Genomic DNA, 15919 nt, shown 5'->3' with positions numbered 1-15919 from the left:
CCGTGACATCAACCGCGCCTACCGCATGGGTCGCGGCATCAAGGCCGGCCGCGTATGGACCAACTGCTACCACCTGTACCCGGCCCATGCCGCGTTCGGTGGCTACAAGAAATCCGGCGTGGGGCGTGAGACGCACAAGATGATGCTCGACCATTACCAGCAGACCAAGAACCTGCTGGTGAGCTACGACATCAACCCGTTGGGCTTCTTCTAAACGGGCGTCGCGGGGCAAGCCCGTTCCTACAGGTGGCAGCACGTTCCCGGTAGGAGCGGCCTTGTGCCGCGATGGGCCGTGCAGCGGCCCCGCTCCATCTGGCCCACTTCATGCAAAACCGATCACCACAGACCGCCCCGCCGGTCATCAAGAAGAAAAAAGGTGAACACCATGCCAAGCGATCATTCCGGCAGCGCGCCGGCAAGCTCCTCCGTTGACTTCGAAAAAGTCGACGCGGACTATTTCCAACACCGACAACTGAAGAAAGGCGCCGCCGGCTGGGTCCTGCTGGTGGGCCTGGGCGTGGCCTACGTCATCTCCGGTGACTATGCCGGCTGGAACTTCGGCCTGGCCCAGGGCGGCTGGGGCGGTATGTTCCTGGCCACCCTGCTGATGGCCACCATGTACCTGTGCATGTGCTTTTCCCTGGCCGAACTGTCGTCGATGATCCCGACCGCCGGCGGTGGCTACGGCTTCGCCCGCAGCGCCTTCGGGCCCTGGGGAGGGTTCCTCACCGGCACGGCGATCCTCATCGAGTACGCCATCGCGCCCGCGGCCATCGCCACCTTCATCGGCGCCTACTGCCAGTCGTTGTTCGGCATCGGCGGCTGGATGGTCTACCTGGCGTTCTACATCGTGTTCATCGGCATCCACATCTTCGGCGTCGGTGAAGCGCTCAAGCTGATGTTCATCATCACCGCCGTCGCCGCGATCGCCCTGGCGGTGTTCCTGGTGGCGATGGTGCCCCATTTCGATGCAGCCAACCTGTTCGACATCGCCCAGACCGACGCCGCCGGCGCCAGCAGCTTCCTGCCGTTCGGCTATGTCGGTATCTGGGCGGCGATCCCCTACGCCATCTGGTTCTTCCTGGCCGTCGAAGGTGTGCCCCTGGCCGCCGAGGAAACCAAGAACCCGCGCCGCGACCTGCCGCGCGGCCTGATCGGCGCCATGCTGGTGCTGGTGGCCTTCGCCCTGCTGATCCTGGTGGTCGGCCCTGGCGGTGCGGGCTCCGAAGCCCTGAAGGCCTCGGGCAACCCGCTGGTCGAGGCGCTGGCCAAGGCCTACGGCGGCTCCACCTGGATGGGCAGCTTCGTCAACTTGGTGGGCCTGGCCGGCCTGATTGCCAGCTTCTTCTCGATCATCTATGCCTATTCGCGGCAGATCTTCGCGCTGTCCCGTGCCGGCTATCTGCCGCGCAAGCTCTCGGAGACCAACAAGAGCAAAGCCCCGGTGCTGGCCCTGGTGATCCCTGGGATCATCGGCTTCGCCCTGTCGCTGACCGGCCAGGGTGACCTATTGATCCTGGTCGCCGTGTTCGGTGCCACCCTCTCCTATGTGCTGATGATGGCTGCGCACATCACCCTGCGCATCCGTCGCCCCAAGATGGAGCGCCCCTACCGTACGCCGGGCGGCATCTTCACCTCGGGCCTGGCCCTGGTGCTGGCCTGCGTGGCCGTGGTCGCCGGCTTCCTGGTCGACCCACGGGTGGTGATTGGCGCCGCAGTGATCTATGGGGTATTAATTGCCTACTTTGCTTTCTACAGCCGTCATCACCTGGTGGCGGGGACGCCGGAAGAGGAATTCGCCGCGATCCAGAAGGCCGAAGAGGCCCTGCACTGATCGCCGACTTACGCCGCGGGCACGCCCGCGGCGCTCTGGAGATTCTGTATGGCAAGTTTCGTACACACGGTAGGCAACCAGGTCTACCGCTTCGACAGCCTCAAGGACGTCATGGCCAAGGCCAGCCCGGCACGTTCGGGCGACTTCCTGGCCGGTGTCGCGGCCAGCAACGATGGTGAACGGGTCGCCGCGCAGATGGCGCTGGCCGACATTCCGCTCAAGCATTTCCTGAGCGAGGCCCTGATCCCCTACGAAAGCGATGAAGTCACCCGGCTGATCATCGACACCCACGACGCCCAGGCCTTCGCCCCGGTCAGCCACCTGACCGTCGGAGGGCTGCGCGACTGGTTGCTGAGCGAACAGGCCAACGAAGACAGCTTGCGCGCCCTGGCCAAGGGCCTGACGCCGGAAATGGCCGCGGCGGTGTCGAAGATCATGCGCGTCCAGGACTTGGTGCTGGCCGCGCAGAAGATCCGCGTGGTCACCCGGTTCCGCGGCACCATGGGCTTGCGCGGGCGCCTGTCGACCCGCCTGCAGCCCAACCACCCCACCGATGAGCCGGCGGGCATCGCCGCCAGCATCCTCGACGGCCTGCTCTATGGCAATGGCGATGCCATGATCGGCATCAACCCGGCCACCGACAGCATCACCTCGATCTGTGCCCTGCTGGAAATGCTCGACGCCATCATCCAGCGCTACCAGATCCCGACCCAGGCCTGCGTGCTCACCCACGTCACCACCTCGATCGAAGCGATCAACCGCGGCGTGCCGCTGGACCTGGTGTTCCAGTCCATCGCCGGAACCGAGGCGGCCAATGCCGGCTTCGGCATCAACCTCAACGTGCTTCAGGAAGGCTACGAGGCAGGCCTCTCGCTCAAGCGCGGCACCGTCGGCCAGAACCTCATGTACTTCGAGACCGGCCAGGGCAGCGCGCTGTCGGCCAACGCCCACCACGGCGTCGACCAACAGACCTGCGAAACCCGCGCCTATGCCGTGGCCCGGCATTTCAACCCGTTCCTGGTCAACACTGTGGTCGGTTTCATCGGCCCCGAGTACCTGTACAACGGCAAGCAGATCATTCGCGCGGGCCTGGAGGATCACTTCTGCGGCAAGCTACTGGGCGTGCCCATGGGCTGCGACATCTGCTACACCAACCATGCCGAGGCCGACCAGGACGACATGGACACCCTGCTGACCTTGCTGGGCGTGGCCGGGATCAACTTCATCATGGGCATCCCGGGCTCGGACGACATCATGCTCAACTACCAGACCACCTCGTTCCATGACGCGCTCTATGCGCGCCAGACCCTAGGCCTCAAGCCTGGGCCGGAATTCGAGGCCTGGCTCGAACGCACCGGCATCTTCACCCAGGCCGATGGCCGGGTACGCTTCGGTGACAACTTGCCGCCAGCCTTCCGCCAAGCCCTGGCGCAGCTTGCATAGGGATGACCATGGACCGACCGACCACCACGCCTGAAAACCCCTGGCTGGCCCTGCGCAACCTGACACCGGCACGCATCGCCCTGGGTCGCACCGGCATCAGCCTGCCGACCGGCGCACAGCTGGACTTCCAGTTCGCCCACGCCCAGGCCCGCGATGCCGTGCACCTGCCGTTCGACCATGCCGGCCTGCGCCAGCAACTGGCCGACCGTGGCCGCGAAAGCCTGTTGTTGCACAGCGCTGCCAACGACCGTGACCAGTACCTGCAACGCCCCGACTTGGGCCGGCGCCTGGACGATGCATCGGCCCAGCGCCTGCGCGAGCATGCCCAGGCCAACCCGGGCGGCGTCGATGTGGCGATCGTGGTCGCCGACGGCCTGTCGGCCTTGGCCGTGCACCGCCACACCCTGCCCTTCCTGGCCCGCTTCGAAGAGCAGGCCGCTGCCGACGGCTGGACCAGCGCACCGGTGGTGCTGGTGGAGCAAGGCCGCGTGGCGGTCGGAGACGAGGTGGGCGAACTGCTCGGCGCGCGCATGACAGTGATGTTGATTGGCGAGCGCCCGGGCCTGAGTTCGCCCGACAGCCTGGGCCTGTATTTCACCTACGGCCCCAAAGTCGGCCTGACCGACGCCTACCGCAACTGCATCTCCAACGTGCGCCTGGAGGGCCTGAGCTACGGCATGGCCGCCCACCGCCTGCTGTACCTGATGCGTGAGGCCTGCCGTCGGCAGCTTTCCGGGGTAAACCTCAAGGACGAAGCCGAGGTGCACAGCATCGAGACGGACGGCGCACCCGGCAAACGCGGCAATTTCCTGCTCGGGGACGGGTAAGAAACCTGTAACACCAGGCGGATTGCGCTTCACGCCAGCTTTGTGCAGCATGCAGTCAAAGCCGTGGCAATCCGCTGTTTCCCCAAATGGACTCTGAGGGCCGCACATGCGCATCATCAAGGCAACCCTGGAACACCTCGATCTGCTGACCCCTTTGTTCGTGAAATACCGCGAGTTCTATGGGCAGCTGCCCTACCCGGACAGCTCGCGCAGCTTCCTGGAAAAACGCCTCAAGCGCGATGAGGCGGTGATCTACCTGGCCCTGCCGGACGACGATGACGGCCGCATCCTCGGCTTCTGCCAGCTCTACCCGAGCTTCTCCTCGCTGTCGCTCAAGCGCGTGTGGATCCTCAACGACATCTATGTGGCCGAAGACTCCAGGCGCATGCTGGTGGCCGACCACCTGATGCGCGAAGCCAAGAAGATGGCCAAGGACACCAATGCCGTGCGCATGCGTGTCTCCACCAGCAGCGACAACGACGTGGCACGCAAGACCTACGAGTCGATCGGTTTTCGCAAGGACACCGAGTTCGAGAACTACATATTGCCGATTACCCAGGACTGACACCTGTGTAGGAGCGGCCTTGCGCCCGATCGCGGCACAAGGCCGCTCCTACACGAGCAGGGGGTGCCATGCGGAAACCCGCCGCTACAAACTCTCCGGGCACATTCCTGACATCGCCGTATAATGCCCCCTCCTGTCATGTGTGAAAATTTACCCACCCGCAGGTAACCAAACCTACGCCCTTGGCACAGTCCGTCATCGTGCGCCCGTAGTCGCGGGTCAGAACACAGGTGTTGTACATGGAATTCAACCCGCTGGACCTTATCCTGCATCTCGATGCCTATCTCGATCTGCTGGTCACCAACTACGGCCCCTGGATCTACGCGATCCTCTTCGCAGTGATCTTCTGCGAGACCGGCCTGGTGGTCATGCCCTTCCTGCCCGGTGATTCGCTGTTGTTCATTGCCGGCGCGGTGGCCGCTGGTGGCGGCATGGACCCGGTTCTGCTCGCTGGTCTGTTGATGGCCGCGGCGATCATGGGTGACAGCACCAACTACGTCATCGGCCGCACCACCGGCGAGCGCCTGTTCCGCAACCCGAACTCGAAGATCTTCCGCCGCGACTACCTGCAGCGTACCCACGACTTCTACGAACGCCATGGCGGCAAGACCGTGACCATGGCGCGCTTCCTGCCGATCCTGCGTACCTTCGCACCGTTCGTCGCCGGCATCGCGCACATGCACTACCCGCGCTTCCTGGCCTTCAGCGTGGCCGGCTCGCTCTTGTGGGTGGGCGGCCTGGTGACCCTGGGCTACTTCTTCGGCAATGTGCCGTTCATCAAGCAGCACCTGTCGTTGATGGTGGTCGGGATCATCATCCTGTCGCTGGTGCCGATGATCCTCGGCCTGCTGCGCGGCCGCCTGGGCCGCGCGGCCAAGGCCCACTAAACAGCATGTGGTCGCTGCGCGCCTGGCGACGCCGGCGCACCCTGGCCCGCTACCCGGTTGCCCCACAGCTGTGGCAGACCGTGCGCGAGCGCCTGCCGCTGCTCGACGGCATCAGTGACGAGGAAGACCGCAGGCTGCGCGAAGCCTGCATATTGTTCCTGCACGACAAGCACCTGACGGCCCTGCACGGCGTCGAGCTGGACGACGAGCAGCGCCTGTTCCTCGCCGCCCAGGCCCAGCTGCCGCTGCTGCACCTGGGCGATCTGGACTGGTACCAGGGCTTTCATGAGATCATCCTCTACCCCGACGACTTCCTCAGCCCCCAGCGCCATCGCGACGCCAGCGGTGTGGAGCACACCTGGGATGCCGAGCACAGCGGCGAGGCCTGGCAACAGGGCCCGGTGATCCTGGCCTGGCCCGGCGTGCTGGCCAGCGGTGGCTGGGAGGCCTACAACCTGGTGATCCATGAGCTGGCCCACAAGCTCGACATGCTCAACGGCGACGCCAACGGCCTACCGCCGCTACACAAAGGCATGCCTGTGCAAGAGTGGGCCGACGCCATGCAGCAAGCCTTCGATGACATGAACCGGCAACTGGATGCCAACCCCGACGCGGAGACCGCCATCGACCCCTACGCCGCGGAAAACCCGGCGGAATTCTTCGCCGTCACCAGCGAGTACTTCTTCAGCGCCCCCGACCTGCTGCAACAGGCTTATCCCAAGGTCTATCGACAACTGTCGCTGTTCTACCGCCAAGACCCGCTGGCGCGCCTGGAACAGTTGCAGGCCGAGCACCCGCTGTACCGCGAAACCCACGCCTGACGGGCCCGCACATCCGGCCGGGCGTGGCATGCCCGGTAGGAATGTGCCTATAATCGCCGCCACTTTTTGGTCAAACACGGGGGCACTGCCCAATGAGCTACAGCAAGATTCCGGCGGGCAAGGACCTGCCGAACGACATCTACGTCGCCATCGAGATCCCGGCCAACCACGCGCCGATCAAGTACGAGATCGACAAGGACAGCGACGCCCTGTTCGTCGACCGTTTCATGGCCACCCCGATGTTCTACCCAGCCAACTACGGCTACATCCCGAACACCCTGGCCGACGACGGTGACCCACTGGACGTGCTGGTCGTGACCCCTTACCCGGTCGCCCCAGGCTCGGTCATCCGTGCCCGTCCGGTCGGTATCCTGAACATGACCGACGACGGCGGCGGCGATGCCAAGGTTGTCGCTGTGCCTCACGACAAGCTGTCGCAGCTGTATGTCGACGTGAAGGAATACACCGACCTGCCGGCCCTGCTGATCCAGCAGATCGAACACTTCTTCGAGAACTACAAGGATCTGGAGAAGGGCAAGTGGGTCAAGATCGAAGGCTGGGAAGGCGCCGACGCCGCCCGCGCCGCGATCACCAAGTCGGTTGCCGCCTACAAAGGCTGATACCGGACTGAAGAAAGCCCTGCTCCGGCAGGGCTTTTTTTTTGGCTGGAATTTGGTCGATGGGCATTGGCGCCCCATCGCAGGCAAGCCGGCTCCTCCGCGCAATCTCGGTGGGAGCCGGCTTGCCGGCGATAGCACGCTCAACCTTACCCACTCTTACAGCCCCCTAAGAAAGATCCTTCTTTACACCCACTTTCCTACAAAACCCATAAACAACGCGTTCATTCCAAGGCATGAACCACCCCGCTAGACTCGGCCACATGACTACCTCCGGTGACCGCCTGAGAGCCCTCCTCCTGGAGTGCCGCCTGACCCCTTCGGATTTCGCCGCCCATCGTGGCGTAACGCCCCAGCATGTGAACAACTGGTTCAACCGCGGCGTTCCCCTGGCCCGCCTGGACGAAATCGCCGCCCTGTTCTGCGTACAGCGGCGCTGGCTGTTAAACGGCGAAGGGCCGAAACATGCCAACCCACTTCCGCGCCAGTGCGCTTCACATGACGACGTGACCCGCCCCTCCATCCGCGAAGGGCACCTGCTGCGCATTCCCTTCCATGTACTACAGGACGGACGACTCCAGCCCGACGGGAACCAGTACTTGCCGTTTTCCGAACAGGCATTGCAAGCCTTGGGCGTCAACCTGGAACATGCCGCCTGCGTTTCCATGCCGCCATTGGCTGCCCCTTCGACCATCCCCAGGGATACCATCCTGGTCATCGACCGCAGCCTGACCTGGGTCATCGAGGACGAGACCTACGTGCTGCTCCACAACGGCCGCCTACGGGTCGACCGCCTGACCCAGGATCGTCAGGGCAACCTCTACCTGCACGGCCAAGGGCCTGCCGAGCGCTACACGCCCAAGCAACGCCAAGCCCAGGGTATGCAGATTCTCGGCTGGGTGTTCCATTGGTCGTCCGTCAGCCTGCACCGCCCAGGCTGACATACCCTGTGCCATTTTTTGCTGGGCAACCCGCGCCGGCCCTAGTATGCTACGCGGCACATTTCGCCCCGACCGGCTCAGGCCGCGTTCCAGAGGGCCTGGCGACGCCTCACACAGCCGTCCGCCATCTTTATCAGGCCCCTGGTGGCCATCCCGTTTAAGGCGGTTGCGGCTTACCAAAAATTAGCCAAGACCGTCCCCGAGAAGCCGGCCACAAGCCGGCTTTTTAATGCCCGCTCATTTCTCACTCGGCCGGATCGGGAATCACCGCACTCAGCCGCGGCGAGGCCCAGTCGATGAATTGCCGTACCCGCGCCGAAAGCAGCCGCGCGTGTGGGTAGACCATCTGGATCGGCAGGTCGGCCAGTTCGTACGCCTGCAGCACCCGCACCAGCCGACCGTCGGCCAGCTCGCTGGCCACTTGGTAGTGCAGCAGTTGGCCGATACCGACACCTTGCTGGCAGGCGAGGCTGGCCACCTGGATCTGGTTGGTCGTCATACGCACAGAAACGGACCGAGTCACGACAGCGCCCTGCTCCTGGAATTGCCATTGCCTGCCCTGGGGCGCGAAGCCGATGCAGGCATGTGCCAGCAAATCCGACGGCTGCTCGGGCACGCCGCTACGCTGCAGATACTCGGGGCTTGCACAGCGCACCAGGCGGGTGTGGCCCAGGGGTGTTGCGATCAACGAGGAGTCCGGCAGTTGCCCGATGCGGATGGCCAGTTCCACGCCTTCGTCGAGCAGGTCGACGAGGCGGTCGAGCAAAGTCAGCTCCACCTGGATGGCCGGATGCAGGGCCAGGAATTCGTTGACCAAAGGCGCGACGTAGCGGCGCCCGAACTCCACCGGCGCAGTGATGCGCAGCAGCCCGCCAGGGCTTTTGCGCCGTGCATCGAAGCCGTGCTCGACCTCGTCGAACTCGGCGAGTATGCGCCGGCTCCAGGCCAGGAATTCGGCGCCCTCGTCGGTCAATGCCAGGTGCCGGGTATTGCGATTGAGCAGCCGCGTGCCCAGGTGTTTTTCCAGCGCTGCCAGGGTGCGCACCACCGAGGCGGTGGATTGGCCCGAGGCATTCGCTGCGGCACTGAGGCTGCCGCTGTCGACAATACGCACCAGGGTGGCCATGGCTTTCAATCGGTCCATCGTCGGCTCTCGTCTGTGCAACAAGTGCAATAGTGTTGTCAGCTTACAGGCATTGGTGAAACGCCCGCTAATGGCCACACTGGGCCTCTTTGAAAACGTGTGTGGTTTCCATCATGAGCGTCAACGCCGCAACAAGCCCCTCGCCGATCCTCGCCTATGATCACATCGGCATCCGCGTCAGCGATCGCAGCCGTGCCCTGGCGTTCTACGAGGCGCTGGGTTTCGTCGAAAGCGCGCGTTTCAGCGATTTCGAGGCCAACGAGATGCTCACGCCCAGCGGCGTGCGCATCAACCTGATCTTCAATGGTGCGCGCCAGCCCCACGCCCGTAACGTGTTGCTGGATGCACCAATCAAGCTGCCCGGCATGACCCACCCGGCCTTCATCGTGGAAGATCTGGAGGCCCTGCAGGGCTGGTTGCACCAACAAGGCATCACCATCACCGAAGGGCCGCACCGCATCGGGCCGCGACGCGTTGCATTGTTCATTCGCGACCCCGACGGCAACGTCCTGGAATTCAACCAGCTATTGGCCCAATAACAAGGAAACGTCATGAAGCTCTATGACCTGGAACTGTCCGGCAACTGCTACAAGGTTCGCCTGTTCGCCCACCTGGCGAACCTGGACCTTGAGATCATTCCCGTGGACTTTCTCGGTGGCGAACACAAGCGCGCCCCGCTGATCGACCTCAACCCCTGGGGTGAGGTACCGATCCTGGTGGATGGGCAGCGGGTACTGCGCGACTCCCAAGCGATCCTGGTGTACTTGGCAGGCACTTATGGTGGCGCAGCCTGGTGGCCGGTGGAGCCGCACCTGCAGGCCGAAATCATGCAGTGGCTGTCCACCGCGGCCAATGAGATACAGAACGGCCCCGCTGCCGCTCGCCTTGTGGACAAGTTCGGCTATGTCATCGACAAGGCCGACACCCTGAAGAGAGCGGCGCGCATCCTGCCCTTGCTGGACGCGCACCTGGCCACGCACGACTGGCTGGCCCTGTCGCGGCCGACCATCGCCGATTGCGCGGTATTCCCCTATGTCGCATTGGCACCTGAAGGGGGTGTCGACCTGTCGCCCTATACCCATATCACCCGCTGGATGGACAGGATCAAGCAATTGCCTGGCTTCGTGCCGATGCCAGGTATCTGACAAGACGCCCGTCCATTCCGTGGAAGGTAGCCCAGCCCCTTCGGGCTGGGTGATCTCCTACAGGGCCCTGCCTCTTCACCCCTTGACGCACACCACCTGACGCAAGGTGTGCACCACTTCCACCAGCTCACGCTGGGCCTGCATCACCGCATCGATGTCCTTGTAGGCCATGGGGATCTCGTCGATCACGTCCTTGTCCTTGCGGCACTCCACATGGGCGGTGGCGCGCCGCTGATCTTCGAGGGTGAAGCGGCTCTTGGCCTTGGTCCGGCTCATCACCCTGCCGGCGCCATGGCTGCACGAACAGAACGATTCTTCGTTCCCCAGCCCACGCACGATGAAGCTCCTGGCACCCATTGAGCCCGGAATGATGCCCAGTTGCCCCTTCTGCGCCGATACCGCGCCCTTGCGGGTCACCAGCACCTCGCGACCGAAGTGCCGCTCGCGCTGTACATAGTTGTGGTGGCAGTTGACCGCTTCGAGGCTGGCGTCGAAAGGCCTGCCCAGCGCCCGGCGCACGGCACCGACCACCGCCTGCATCATCAGCTCGCGGTTATGCCGGGCGAAATCCTGGGCCCATTCCACCGCTTCGACGTAGTCGGCGAAGTGCCGGCTGCCTTCCTCGAAGTAGGCCAGGTCCTTGTCCGGCAGGTTGGCCAGGTGCTGGCGCATGTCCGCCTGGGCCAGCTCGATGAACAGGTTGCCGATGGCATTGCCCACCCCGCGCGAGCCGCTGTGCAACATGAACCACACACGCTCGGCTTCATCCAGGCACACCTCGATGAAGTGGTTGCCGCCGCCCAGGGTGCCCAGGTGATGGCGGTTGTTGGTCTTCTCCAGGCGCGGGTACTTGTCGGTGATCGCCTTGAAGCGCACGGCCAGCCCTCCCCACACCTGGTCTGCCTGAGCCGGCACCTGGCCCCAGGCACCCTGGTCGTGGCGGCCGAAGGTCTTGCCGTGGGGCACGGCCTGCTCGATGGCGCTGCGCAGGCCATGCAGGTTGTCCGGCAGGTCGCGGGCATGCAGCGAAGTACGCGCGGCGATCATGCCGCAGCCGATGTCCACGCCCACGGCCGCCGGGATGATCGCGCCGACCGTGGGGATCACGCTGCCGATGGTCGACCCCTTGCCCAGGTGGACATCCGGCATCACCGCCAGGTGCTTGAAGATGAATGGCATGCGCGCAGTGTTCAGCAACTGCCGGCGGGCATCGTCTTCCACGGGTACGCCGTCGGTCCACAACTTGACCGGCTTGCCACCGGCGACTTCGAGAATATCCATGGTGTCGTTTTCCGAAAAAGCCTTGGTGACCATCATACCGCCGAAGGTCGTAGGCCGGTCGCTTGCCAGCGGGGTGGCACAGTGCTGTATGCTTGCTTGGTCTTCAGGGCGGGGTGAAAGTCCCCACCGGCGGTAAATCGAAAGATGAGCCCGCGAGCGCCCCGGCCATGCCGGGGGTCAGCAGACCTGGTGAGATTCCAGGGCCGACGGTCATAGTCCGGATGAAAGAAGGCGTCAGGCGGGAGCCATCCGGTGCTCCTGCGCGCGCATTTTGTTCGCCCCGAGACGTTCATCGATCAATTACGAGGAGCGTTTCATGTCCACCATGCACCACCCCAAATTCCCCAACGTCACCGCTGCCATCGCCGCCTTCCAGGCCGGGCGCCCCGTGCTGCTGCTCGACGATGACGACCGAGAGGACGAAGCAGACATCATCGCCGCTGCCGAGAATATCTCGCTGCAGACCATGGCCATGATGATCCGCGACTGCAGCGGCATCGTCTGCCTGTGCCTGGACGAGGCCACCGTCGATGACCTGCAGCTGGCTCCCATGGTGCAGAACAACCAAGCCCGCCATGGCACCGGCTTTACCGTCAGCATCGAAGCCGCCGAGGGCGTCACCACCGGCGTGTCCGCCCAGGACCGGATCACCACCATCGAGGCGGCCCTGCGCTCGACCGCCGAGCGACGCCATATCGTCAGCCCTGGGCACGTGTTCCCGCTGCGTGCGCGTGACGGCGGCGTGCTGGCCCGCCGAGGCCATACCGAAGGGGCGGTCGACCTGGCGCGCCTGGCGGGCCTGCGGCCTGCGGCGGTGCTGTGCGAGTTGATGAACCCGGACGGCAGCATGGCCCGTGGCGAGGAGGTGGCGGTGTATGCGCGGCAATACAACTTGCCGGTGCTGACCATCGAGGAACTGGCGCAGTACCGCCAGGCGATGATGCTGGAAACAGCGAACGCCTGAAGGCTCGTCGGGGCTGCTTCGCAGCCCTTTCGCGGCACAAGGCCGCTCCTACAGAACAGCGCCAGCCTCATCGTTTGCGCTGCCCTGTAGGAGCGGCCTTGTGCCGCGAAAGGGTCGCGCAGCGGCCCACGATTGGCGCCAGCTGGCCTGGGAAGTTTGCTCCCCTTGCCCCGCTCTGCTAGTGTCGCGCCGTTCTGAACGCCACTGAGACAGTCGCCATGGCCCGCAAAAAAGCCTCCATCGATTTCGAGCAATCCCTCGCCGACCTGCAAGCCTTGGTCGAGCGCCTGGAGAACGGCGAATTGTCGCTGGAAGAGTCGCTGGCCGCCTTCGAACAAGGCATTGCCCTGACCCGCGATTGCCAAGGCGCCCTGGCCCAGGCCGAGCAGAAGGTGCAGATCCTGCTCGAGCGCGACGGCGAGCTGGCGGCCCAGCCGTTCGACGCGGAGCCCGAAGCATGATCGGCCAGTACCAGGCAAGCTGCCAGGCACGCGTCGATGCAGCCCTGGAGCCGCTGTTCGTAGCCCCGTCCAAGGAGCTCGAGCGGCTCTATGCGGCCATGCGCTACAGCGTGATGAACGGTGGCAAGCGTGTGCGGCCATTGCTGGCCTATGCCGCCTGCGAAGCCTTCGGTGTCCCGGCCGAACAGGCCAACGGCGCAGCCTGTGCCGTCGAGCTGATCCATGCCTACTCGCTGGTGCATGACGACCTACCTGCCATGGACGACGACGACCTACGCCGTGGCCAGCCGACCACCCACAAGGCCTTCGACGAAGCCTGCGCCATCCTCGCTGGCGACGGCCTGCAAAGCCTGGCCTTCAGCGCCCTGCTCGACCCCCTGCTCAGCCCCCAGGCCGATACCGTTCGCCTGCAGATGGTCCAGGCCCTGGCCCAGGCTGCCGGCCCGGCCGGTATGGTCGGCGGCCAGGCCATCGACCTGGGCTCGGTGGGCCTTAAGCTCGACCAGCAGGCCCTGGAATACATGCACCGGCACAAGACCGGCGCCCTGATCGAAGCCAGCGTGCGCCTCGGCGCCCTGGCCAGCGCCCGCGCCAGCCAGGCGCAGCTGGACGCCCTGCAGACCTACGCCCAGGCCATCGGCCTGGCATTCCAGGTACAGGACGACATCCTCGATGTAGAGAGCGACACCGCCACCCTGGGCAAGCGCCAGGGCGCCGATATCGCCCGCGACAAGCCCACCTACCCGGCCCTGCTGGGCCTGGAGGCTGCCAAGGCCTATGCACTGGAATTGCGCGACCAGGCCCTGGGTGCACTCGAAGGCTTTGGCGACAGCGCAGAACCCTTGCGGGCGCTGGCTCGCTATATCGTCGAGCGTCGCCATTAAACCCTGACGCCGAACCCTGTGGGAGCGGGTTCACCCGCTCCCACAGAGGGCCTGCAACCTGTGTCTGAATGGGCAGCTTTTCCCACAATGGGGTAAACTGCCGCGTCTTCATATCTATAACGACTCGCCTGATGCCCACGACGTTTCAAGAGATCCCCCGCGAACGCCCGGTCACGCCATTGCTGGACCGCGCTGACACGCCTGCCGGCCTGCGCCGGCTGGCTGAAGCCGACCTGGAGACCCTGGCCGACGAGCTGCGCCAGGAGCTGCTCTATACCGTTGGTCAGACCGGTGGGCATTTCGGCGCCGGCCTGGGCGTCATCGAGCTGACGATCGCCCTGCACTACGTCTTCGACACACCGGACGACCGCCTGGTGTGGGACGTCGGCCACCAGGCCTACCCGCACAAGATCCTCACCGGCCGGCGCAACCGCATGCTCAGCCTGCGCCAGAAGGACGGCATCGCCGCCTTCCCACGTCGTGTGGAAAGCGAGTACGACACCTTCGGCGTCGGCCACTCCAGCACCTCGATCAGCGCGGCCCTGGGCATGGCCATCGCCGCCCGCCTGCAGAACGACCCGCGCAAGTCCATCGCGGTGATCGGCGACGGTGCCCTGACCGCCGGCATGGCCTTCGAGGCGCTGAACCACGCCCAGGAAGTCGATGCCGACATGCTGGTGATCCTCAACGACAACGACATGTCGATCTCGCGCAATGTCGGTGGCTTGTCCAACTACCTGGCCAAGATCCTTTCCAGCCGCACCTACGCAAGCATGCGCGAAGGCAGCAAGAAGGTCCTGTCGCGCCTGCCAGGTGCCTGGGAAATCGCCCGCCGCACCGAGGAATACGCCAAGGGCATGCTGGTACCGGGCACCCTGTTCGAGGAGCTGGGCTGGAACTACATCGGCCCTATCGACGGCCACGACCTGCCGACCCTGATCGCCACCCTGCGCAACATGCGCGACCTCAAGGGCCCGCAGTTCCTGCACGTGATCACCAAGAAGGGCAAGGGCTTCGCCCCCGCCGAGCTGGACCCGATCGGCTACCACGCCATCACCAAGCTCGAGCCCGTCGACAAGCCCGCCGCGCCGAAGAAGGTCAGTGGGCCGAAGTATTCGGCGGTGTTCGGCCAGTGGCTGTGCGACATGGCCGCCGCCGACAATCGCCTGGTGGGCATCACCCCGGCGATGAAGGAAGGCTCGGACCTGGTGGCCTTCAGCGAACGCTACCCCGAGCGCTACTTCGACGTGGCCATCGCCGAGCAGCACGCGGTCACCCTGGCCGCAGGCATGGCCTGCGAGGGCGCCAAGCCGGTGGTCGCCATCTACTCGACCTTCCTTCAGCGTGCCTACGACCAGCTGATCCACGACGTGGCGGTGCAGAACCTCGATGTGCTGTTCGCCATCGACCGTGCAGGCCTGGTAGGTGAGGACGGCCCGACCCACGCGGGCAGCTTCGACCTGTCGTACCTGCGTTGCATTCCAGGCATGCTGGTGATGACCCCCAGCGACGAGAACGAGCTGCGCAAGATGCTCACCACCGGCCACCTGTACAACGGCCCGGCAGCGGTGCGTTACCCTCGCGGCACTGGCCCCAACGCGCCGATCAGCGGCGACCTTGAGCCACTGGTGATCGGCAAGGGTGTGGTGCGGCGCAAGGGCGAGAAGGTCGCCCTGCTGGTATTCGGCGTACAGCTGCCCGAGGCGATGAAAGTGGCAGAGCAGATCAACGCCACCGTGGTCGACATGCGTTTCGTCAAACCGCTGGACGAGGCCCTGGTGCTGGAATTGGCAGCCAACCATGAGCTGCTGGTGACCCTCGAAGAGAATGCCATCATGGGCGGCGCCGGCGCCGCAGTCAGCGAGTTCCTGGCCCGCGAAGCAGTGCTCAAGCCTGTGCTGCACCTGGGGCTGCCGGACATCTATGTCGAGCACGCCAAGCCTGCGCAGATGCTGGCCGAATGTGGCTTGGATGCAGCCGGGATAGAGGCTTCGGTGAAAGCCCGTATGGCCAAGCTCGGCCTGTAATCCCTGGGCCCGCTTTGCGGCCCATCGCGGCACGAGGCCGCTCCTACAGGATCGTGCGGTCCCTGTAGGAGCGGCCTT

17 protein-coding genes and 1 riboswitch are annotated in these 15919 nt (G+C 64.8%); of the genes, 15 read left to right on the top strand and 2 right to left on the bottom strand.

Features of this window, described 5'->3' with window-relative positions; translation table 11 throughout:
* The 9 genes from ACNFCI_RS17545 to ACNFCI_RS17505 all read left to right on the top strand — a co-directional run.
* Nucleotides 1-214: aldehyde dehydrogenase family protein (locus ACNFCI_RS17545; protein WP_043101481.1), on the top strand; the 214-nt coding region annotated here is incomplete at its 5' end.
* 171 nt (nucleotides 215-385) lie between these two features.
* Nucleotides 386-1834, top strand: a complete 1449-nt coding sequence (eat, locus tag ACNFCI_RS17540) for an ethanolamine permease (protein WP_084857425.1) — start codon at nucleotides 386-388, stop codon at nucleotides 1832-1834.
* A gap of 48 nt (nucleotides 1835-1882) precedes the next feature.
* On the top strand, nucleotides 1883-3277 hold the full coding sequence (locus tag ACNFCI_RS17535) for an ethanolamine ammonia-lyase subunit EutB (protein ID WP_368829831.1): 1395 nt from the start codon (nucleotides 1883-1885) through the stop codon (nucleotides 3275-3277).
* Nucleotides 3278-3285: 8 nt separating this feature from the next.
* The gene (gene eutC / locus ACNFCI_RS17530; protein ID WP_084857431.1) at nucleotides 3286-4104 is read left to right on the top strand and encodes an ethanolamine ammonia-lyase subunit EutC; all 819 of its coding nucleotides are present in this window, start codon (nucleotides 3286-3288) and stop codon (nucleotides 4102-4104) included.
* A gap of 106 nt (nucleotides 4105-4210) precedes the next feature.
* Nucleotides 4211-4669, top strand: a complete 459-nt coding sequence (locus ACNFCI_RS17525) for an N-acetyltransferase family protein (RefSeq protein ID WP_368829830.1) — start codon at nucleotides 4211-4213, stop codon at nucleotides 4667-4669.
* Nucleotides 4670-4908: 239 nt separating this feature from the next.
* The gene (locus ACNFCI_RS17520) at nucleotides 4909-5556 is read left to right on the top strand and encodes a DedA family protein (RefSeq protein ID WP_084857419.1); all 648 of its coding nucleotides are present in this window, start codon (nucleotides 4909-4911) and stop codon (nucleotides 5554-5556) included.
* A 5-nt stretch (nucleotides 5557-5561) separates the two neighbouring features.
* Nucleotides 5562-6377, top strand: a complete 816-nt coding sequence (locus ACNFCI_RS17515) for a zinc-dependent peptidase (RefSeq protein ID WP_368829829.1) — start codon at nucleotides 5562-5564, stop codon at nucleotides 6375-6377.
* A 92-nt stretch (nucleotides 6378-6469) separates the two neighbouring features.
* A complete protein-coding gene (gene ppa / locus ACNFCI_RS17510) occupies nucleotides 6470-6997 on the top strand; it encodes an inorganic diphosphatase (protein ID WP_084857414.1) in 528 nt (175 codons plus the stop codon).
* A gap of 260 nt (nucleotides 6998-7257) precedes the next feature.
* Nucleotides 7258-7935, top strand: coding sequence for an XRE family transcriptional regulator (locus tag ACNFCI_RS17505; protein ID WP_084857412.1), 678 nt, complete (start codon nucleotides 7258-7260; stop codon nucleotides 7933-7935).
* A gap of 244 nt (nucleotides 7936-8179) precedes the next feature.
* Here the strand turns inward: ACNFCI_RS17505 and ACNFCI_RS17500 are convergent, their stop codons facing one another.
* Complete coding sequence (locus ACNFCI_RS17500) at nucleotides 8180-9079, bottom strand: LysR family transcriptional regulator (protein WP_084857410.1); 900 nt, start codon at nucleotides 9077-9079, stop codon at nucleotides 8180-8182.
* Between the two features lie 113 nt (nucleotides 9080-9192).
* Between ACNFCI_RS17500 and ACNFCI_RS17495 the strand changes: the two genes are divergently transcribed.
* Nucleotides 9193-9618 carry a VOC family protein gene (locus ACNFCI_RS17495; protein ID WP_084857408.1) on the top strand — a complete coding sequence of 142 codons (426 nt, stop codon included), beginning with the start codon at nucleotides 9193-9195 and terminating at the stop codon, nucleotides 9616-9618.
* 12 nt (nucleotides 9619-9630) lie between these two features.
* Nucleotides 9631-10224 carry a glutathione S-transferase family protein gene (locus ACNFCI_RS17490; RefSeq protein WP_368829827.1) on the top strand — a complete coding sequence of 198 codons (594 nt, stop codon included), beginning with the start codon at nucleotides 9631-9633 and terminating at the stop codon, nucleotides 10222-10224.
* A gap of 75 nt (nucleotides 10225-10299) precedes the next feature.
* Here ACNFCI_RS17490 and ACNFCI_RS17485 read toward each other — a convergent pair whose 3' ends face one another.
* Nucleotides 10300-11505, bottom strand: coding sequence for an RtcB family protein (locus ACNFCI_RS17485; protein ID WP_368829826.1), 1206 nt, complete (start codon nucleotides 11503-11505; stop codon nucleotides 10300-10302).
* Nucleotides 11506-11600: 95 nt separating this feature from the next.
* A riboswitch (FMN riboswitch) is annotated at nucleotides 11601-11742 on the top strand.
* A gap of 79 nt (nucleotides 11743-11821) precedes the next feature.
* Between ACNFCI_RS17485 and ribB the strand changes: the two genes are divergently transcribed.
* The 4 genes from ribB (at nucleotide 11822) to dxs (ending at nucleotide 15841) form a co-directional block, all read left to right on the top strand.
* Nucleotides 11822-12469, top strand: coding sequence for a 3,4-dihydroxy-2-butanone-4-phosphate synthase (ribB, locus tag ACNFCI_RS17480; protein ID WP_368829825.1), 648 nt, complete (start codon nucleotides 11822-11824; stop codon nucleotides 12467-12469).
* A 218-nt stretch (nucleotides 12470-12687) separates the two neighbouring features.
* Nucleotides 12688-12930, top strand: coding sequence for an exodeoxyribonuclease VII small subunit (locus ACNFCI_RS17475; RefSeq protein WP_011531978.1), 243 nt, complete (start codon nucleotides 12688-12690; stop codon nucleotides 12928-12930).
* Nucleotides 12927-13814 carry a (2E,6E)-farnesyl diphosphate synthase gene (gene ispA, locus ACNFCI_RS17470; RefSeq protein ID WP_368829824.1) on the top strand — a complete coding sequence of 296 codons (888 nt, stop codon included), beginning with the start codon at nucleotides 12927-12929 and terminating at the stop codon, nucleotides 13812-13814. The genes ACNFCI_RS17475 and ispA overlap by 4 nt, the downstream gene beginning before the upstream one ends.
* A gap of 131 nt (nucleotides 13815-13945) precedes the next feature.
* Nucleotides 13946-15841: a 1-deoxy-D-xylulose-5-phosphate synthase gene (gene dxs / locus ACNFCI_RS17465; RefSeq protein ID WP_084857399.1), complete on the top strand. Its 1896-nt coding sequence runs from the start codon at nucleotides 13946-13948 to the stop codon at nucleotides 15839-15841.
* Nucleotides 15842-15919: the final 78 nt, after the last annotated feature.

Origin of the sequence: Pseudomonas sp. NY15356, assembly GCF_048068175.1 — a bacterium.
GTDB classification, from domain to species: Bacteria; Pseudomonadota; Gammaproteobacteria; order Pseudomonadales; family Pseudomonadaceae; genus Aquipseudomonas; species Aquipseudomonas putida_K.
This window is presented reverse-complemented; position numbering and strand designations above follow the sequence as displayed.

Excerpts from the sequence above, each read along its gene's own strand:
- ACNFCI_RS17515 (WP_368829829.1), top strand. The coding sequence starts at position 5,562 with ATGTGGTCGCTGCGCGCCTGGCGACGCCGGCGCACCCTGGCCCGCTAC.
- ACNFCI_RS17485 (WP_368829826.1), bottom strand. The coding sequence starts at position 11,505 with ATGGATATTCTCGAAGTCGCCGGTGGCAAGCCGGTCAAGTTGTGGACC.
- ispA (WP_368829824.1), top strand. The coding sequence starts at position 12,927 with ATGATCGGCCAGTACCAGGCAAGCTGCCAGGCACGCGTCGATGCAGCC.
- ACNFCI_RS17475 (WP_011531978.1), top strand. The coding sequence starts at position 12,688 with ATGGCCCGCAAAAAAGCCTCCATCGATTTCGAGCAATCCCTCGCCGAC.
- ACNFCI_RS17520 (WP_084857419.1), top strand. The coding sequence starts at position 4,909 with ATGGAATTCAACCCGCTGGACCTTATCCTGCATCTCGATGCCTATCTC.
- ribB (WP_368829825.1), top strand. The coding sequence starts at position 11,822 with ATGTCCACCATGCACCACCCCAAATTCCCCAACGTCACCGCTGCCATC.
- ACNFCI_RS17535 (WP_368829831.1), top strand. The coding sequence starts at position 1,883 with ATGGCAAGTTTCGTACACACGGTAGGCAACCAGGTCTACCGCTTCGAC.
- ACNFCI_RS17500 (WP_084857410.1), bottom strand. The coding sequence starts at position 9,079 with ATGGACCGATTGAAAGCCATGGCCACCCTGGTGCGTATTGTCGACAGC.
- ACNFCI_RS17495 (WP_084857408.1), top strand. The coding sequence starts at position 9,193 with ATGAGCGTCAACGCCGCAACAAGCCCCTCGCCGATCCTCGCCTATGAT.
- eat (WP_084857425.1), top strand. The coding sequence starts at position 386 with ATGCCAAGCGATCATTCCGGCAGCGCGCCGGCAAGCTCCTCCGTTGAC.
- ACNFCI_RS17525 (WP_368829830.1), top strand. The coding sequence starts at position 4,211 with ATGCGCATCATCAAGGCAACCCTGGAACACCTCGATCTGCTGACCCCT.
- ACNFCI_RS17505 (WP_084857412.1), top strand. The coding sequence starts at position 7,258 with ATGACTACCTCCGGTGACCGCCTGAGAGCCCTCCTCCTGGAGTGCCGC.
- dxs (WP_084857399.1), top strand. The coding sequence starts at position 13,946 with ATGCCCACGACGTTTCAAGAGATCCCCCGCGAACGCCCGGTCACGCCA.
- eutC (WP_084857431.1), top strand. The coding sequence starts at position 3,286 with ATGGACCGACCGACCACCACGCCTGAAAACCCCTGGCTGGCCCTGCGC.
- ppa (WP_084857414.1), top strand. The coding sequence starts at position 6,470 with ATGAGCTACAGCAAGATTCCGGCGGGCAAGGACCTGCCGAACGACATC.
- ACNFCI_RS17490 (WP_368829827.1), top strand. The coding sequence starts at position 9,631 with ATGAAGCTCTATGACCTGGAACTGTCCGGCAACTGCTACAAGGTTCGC.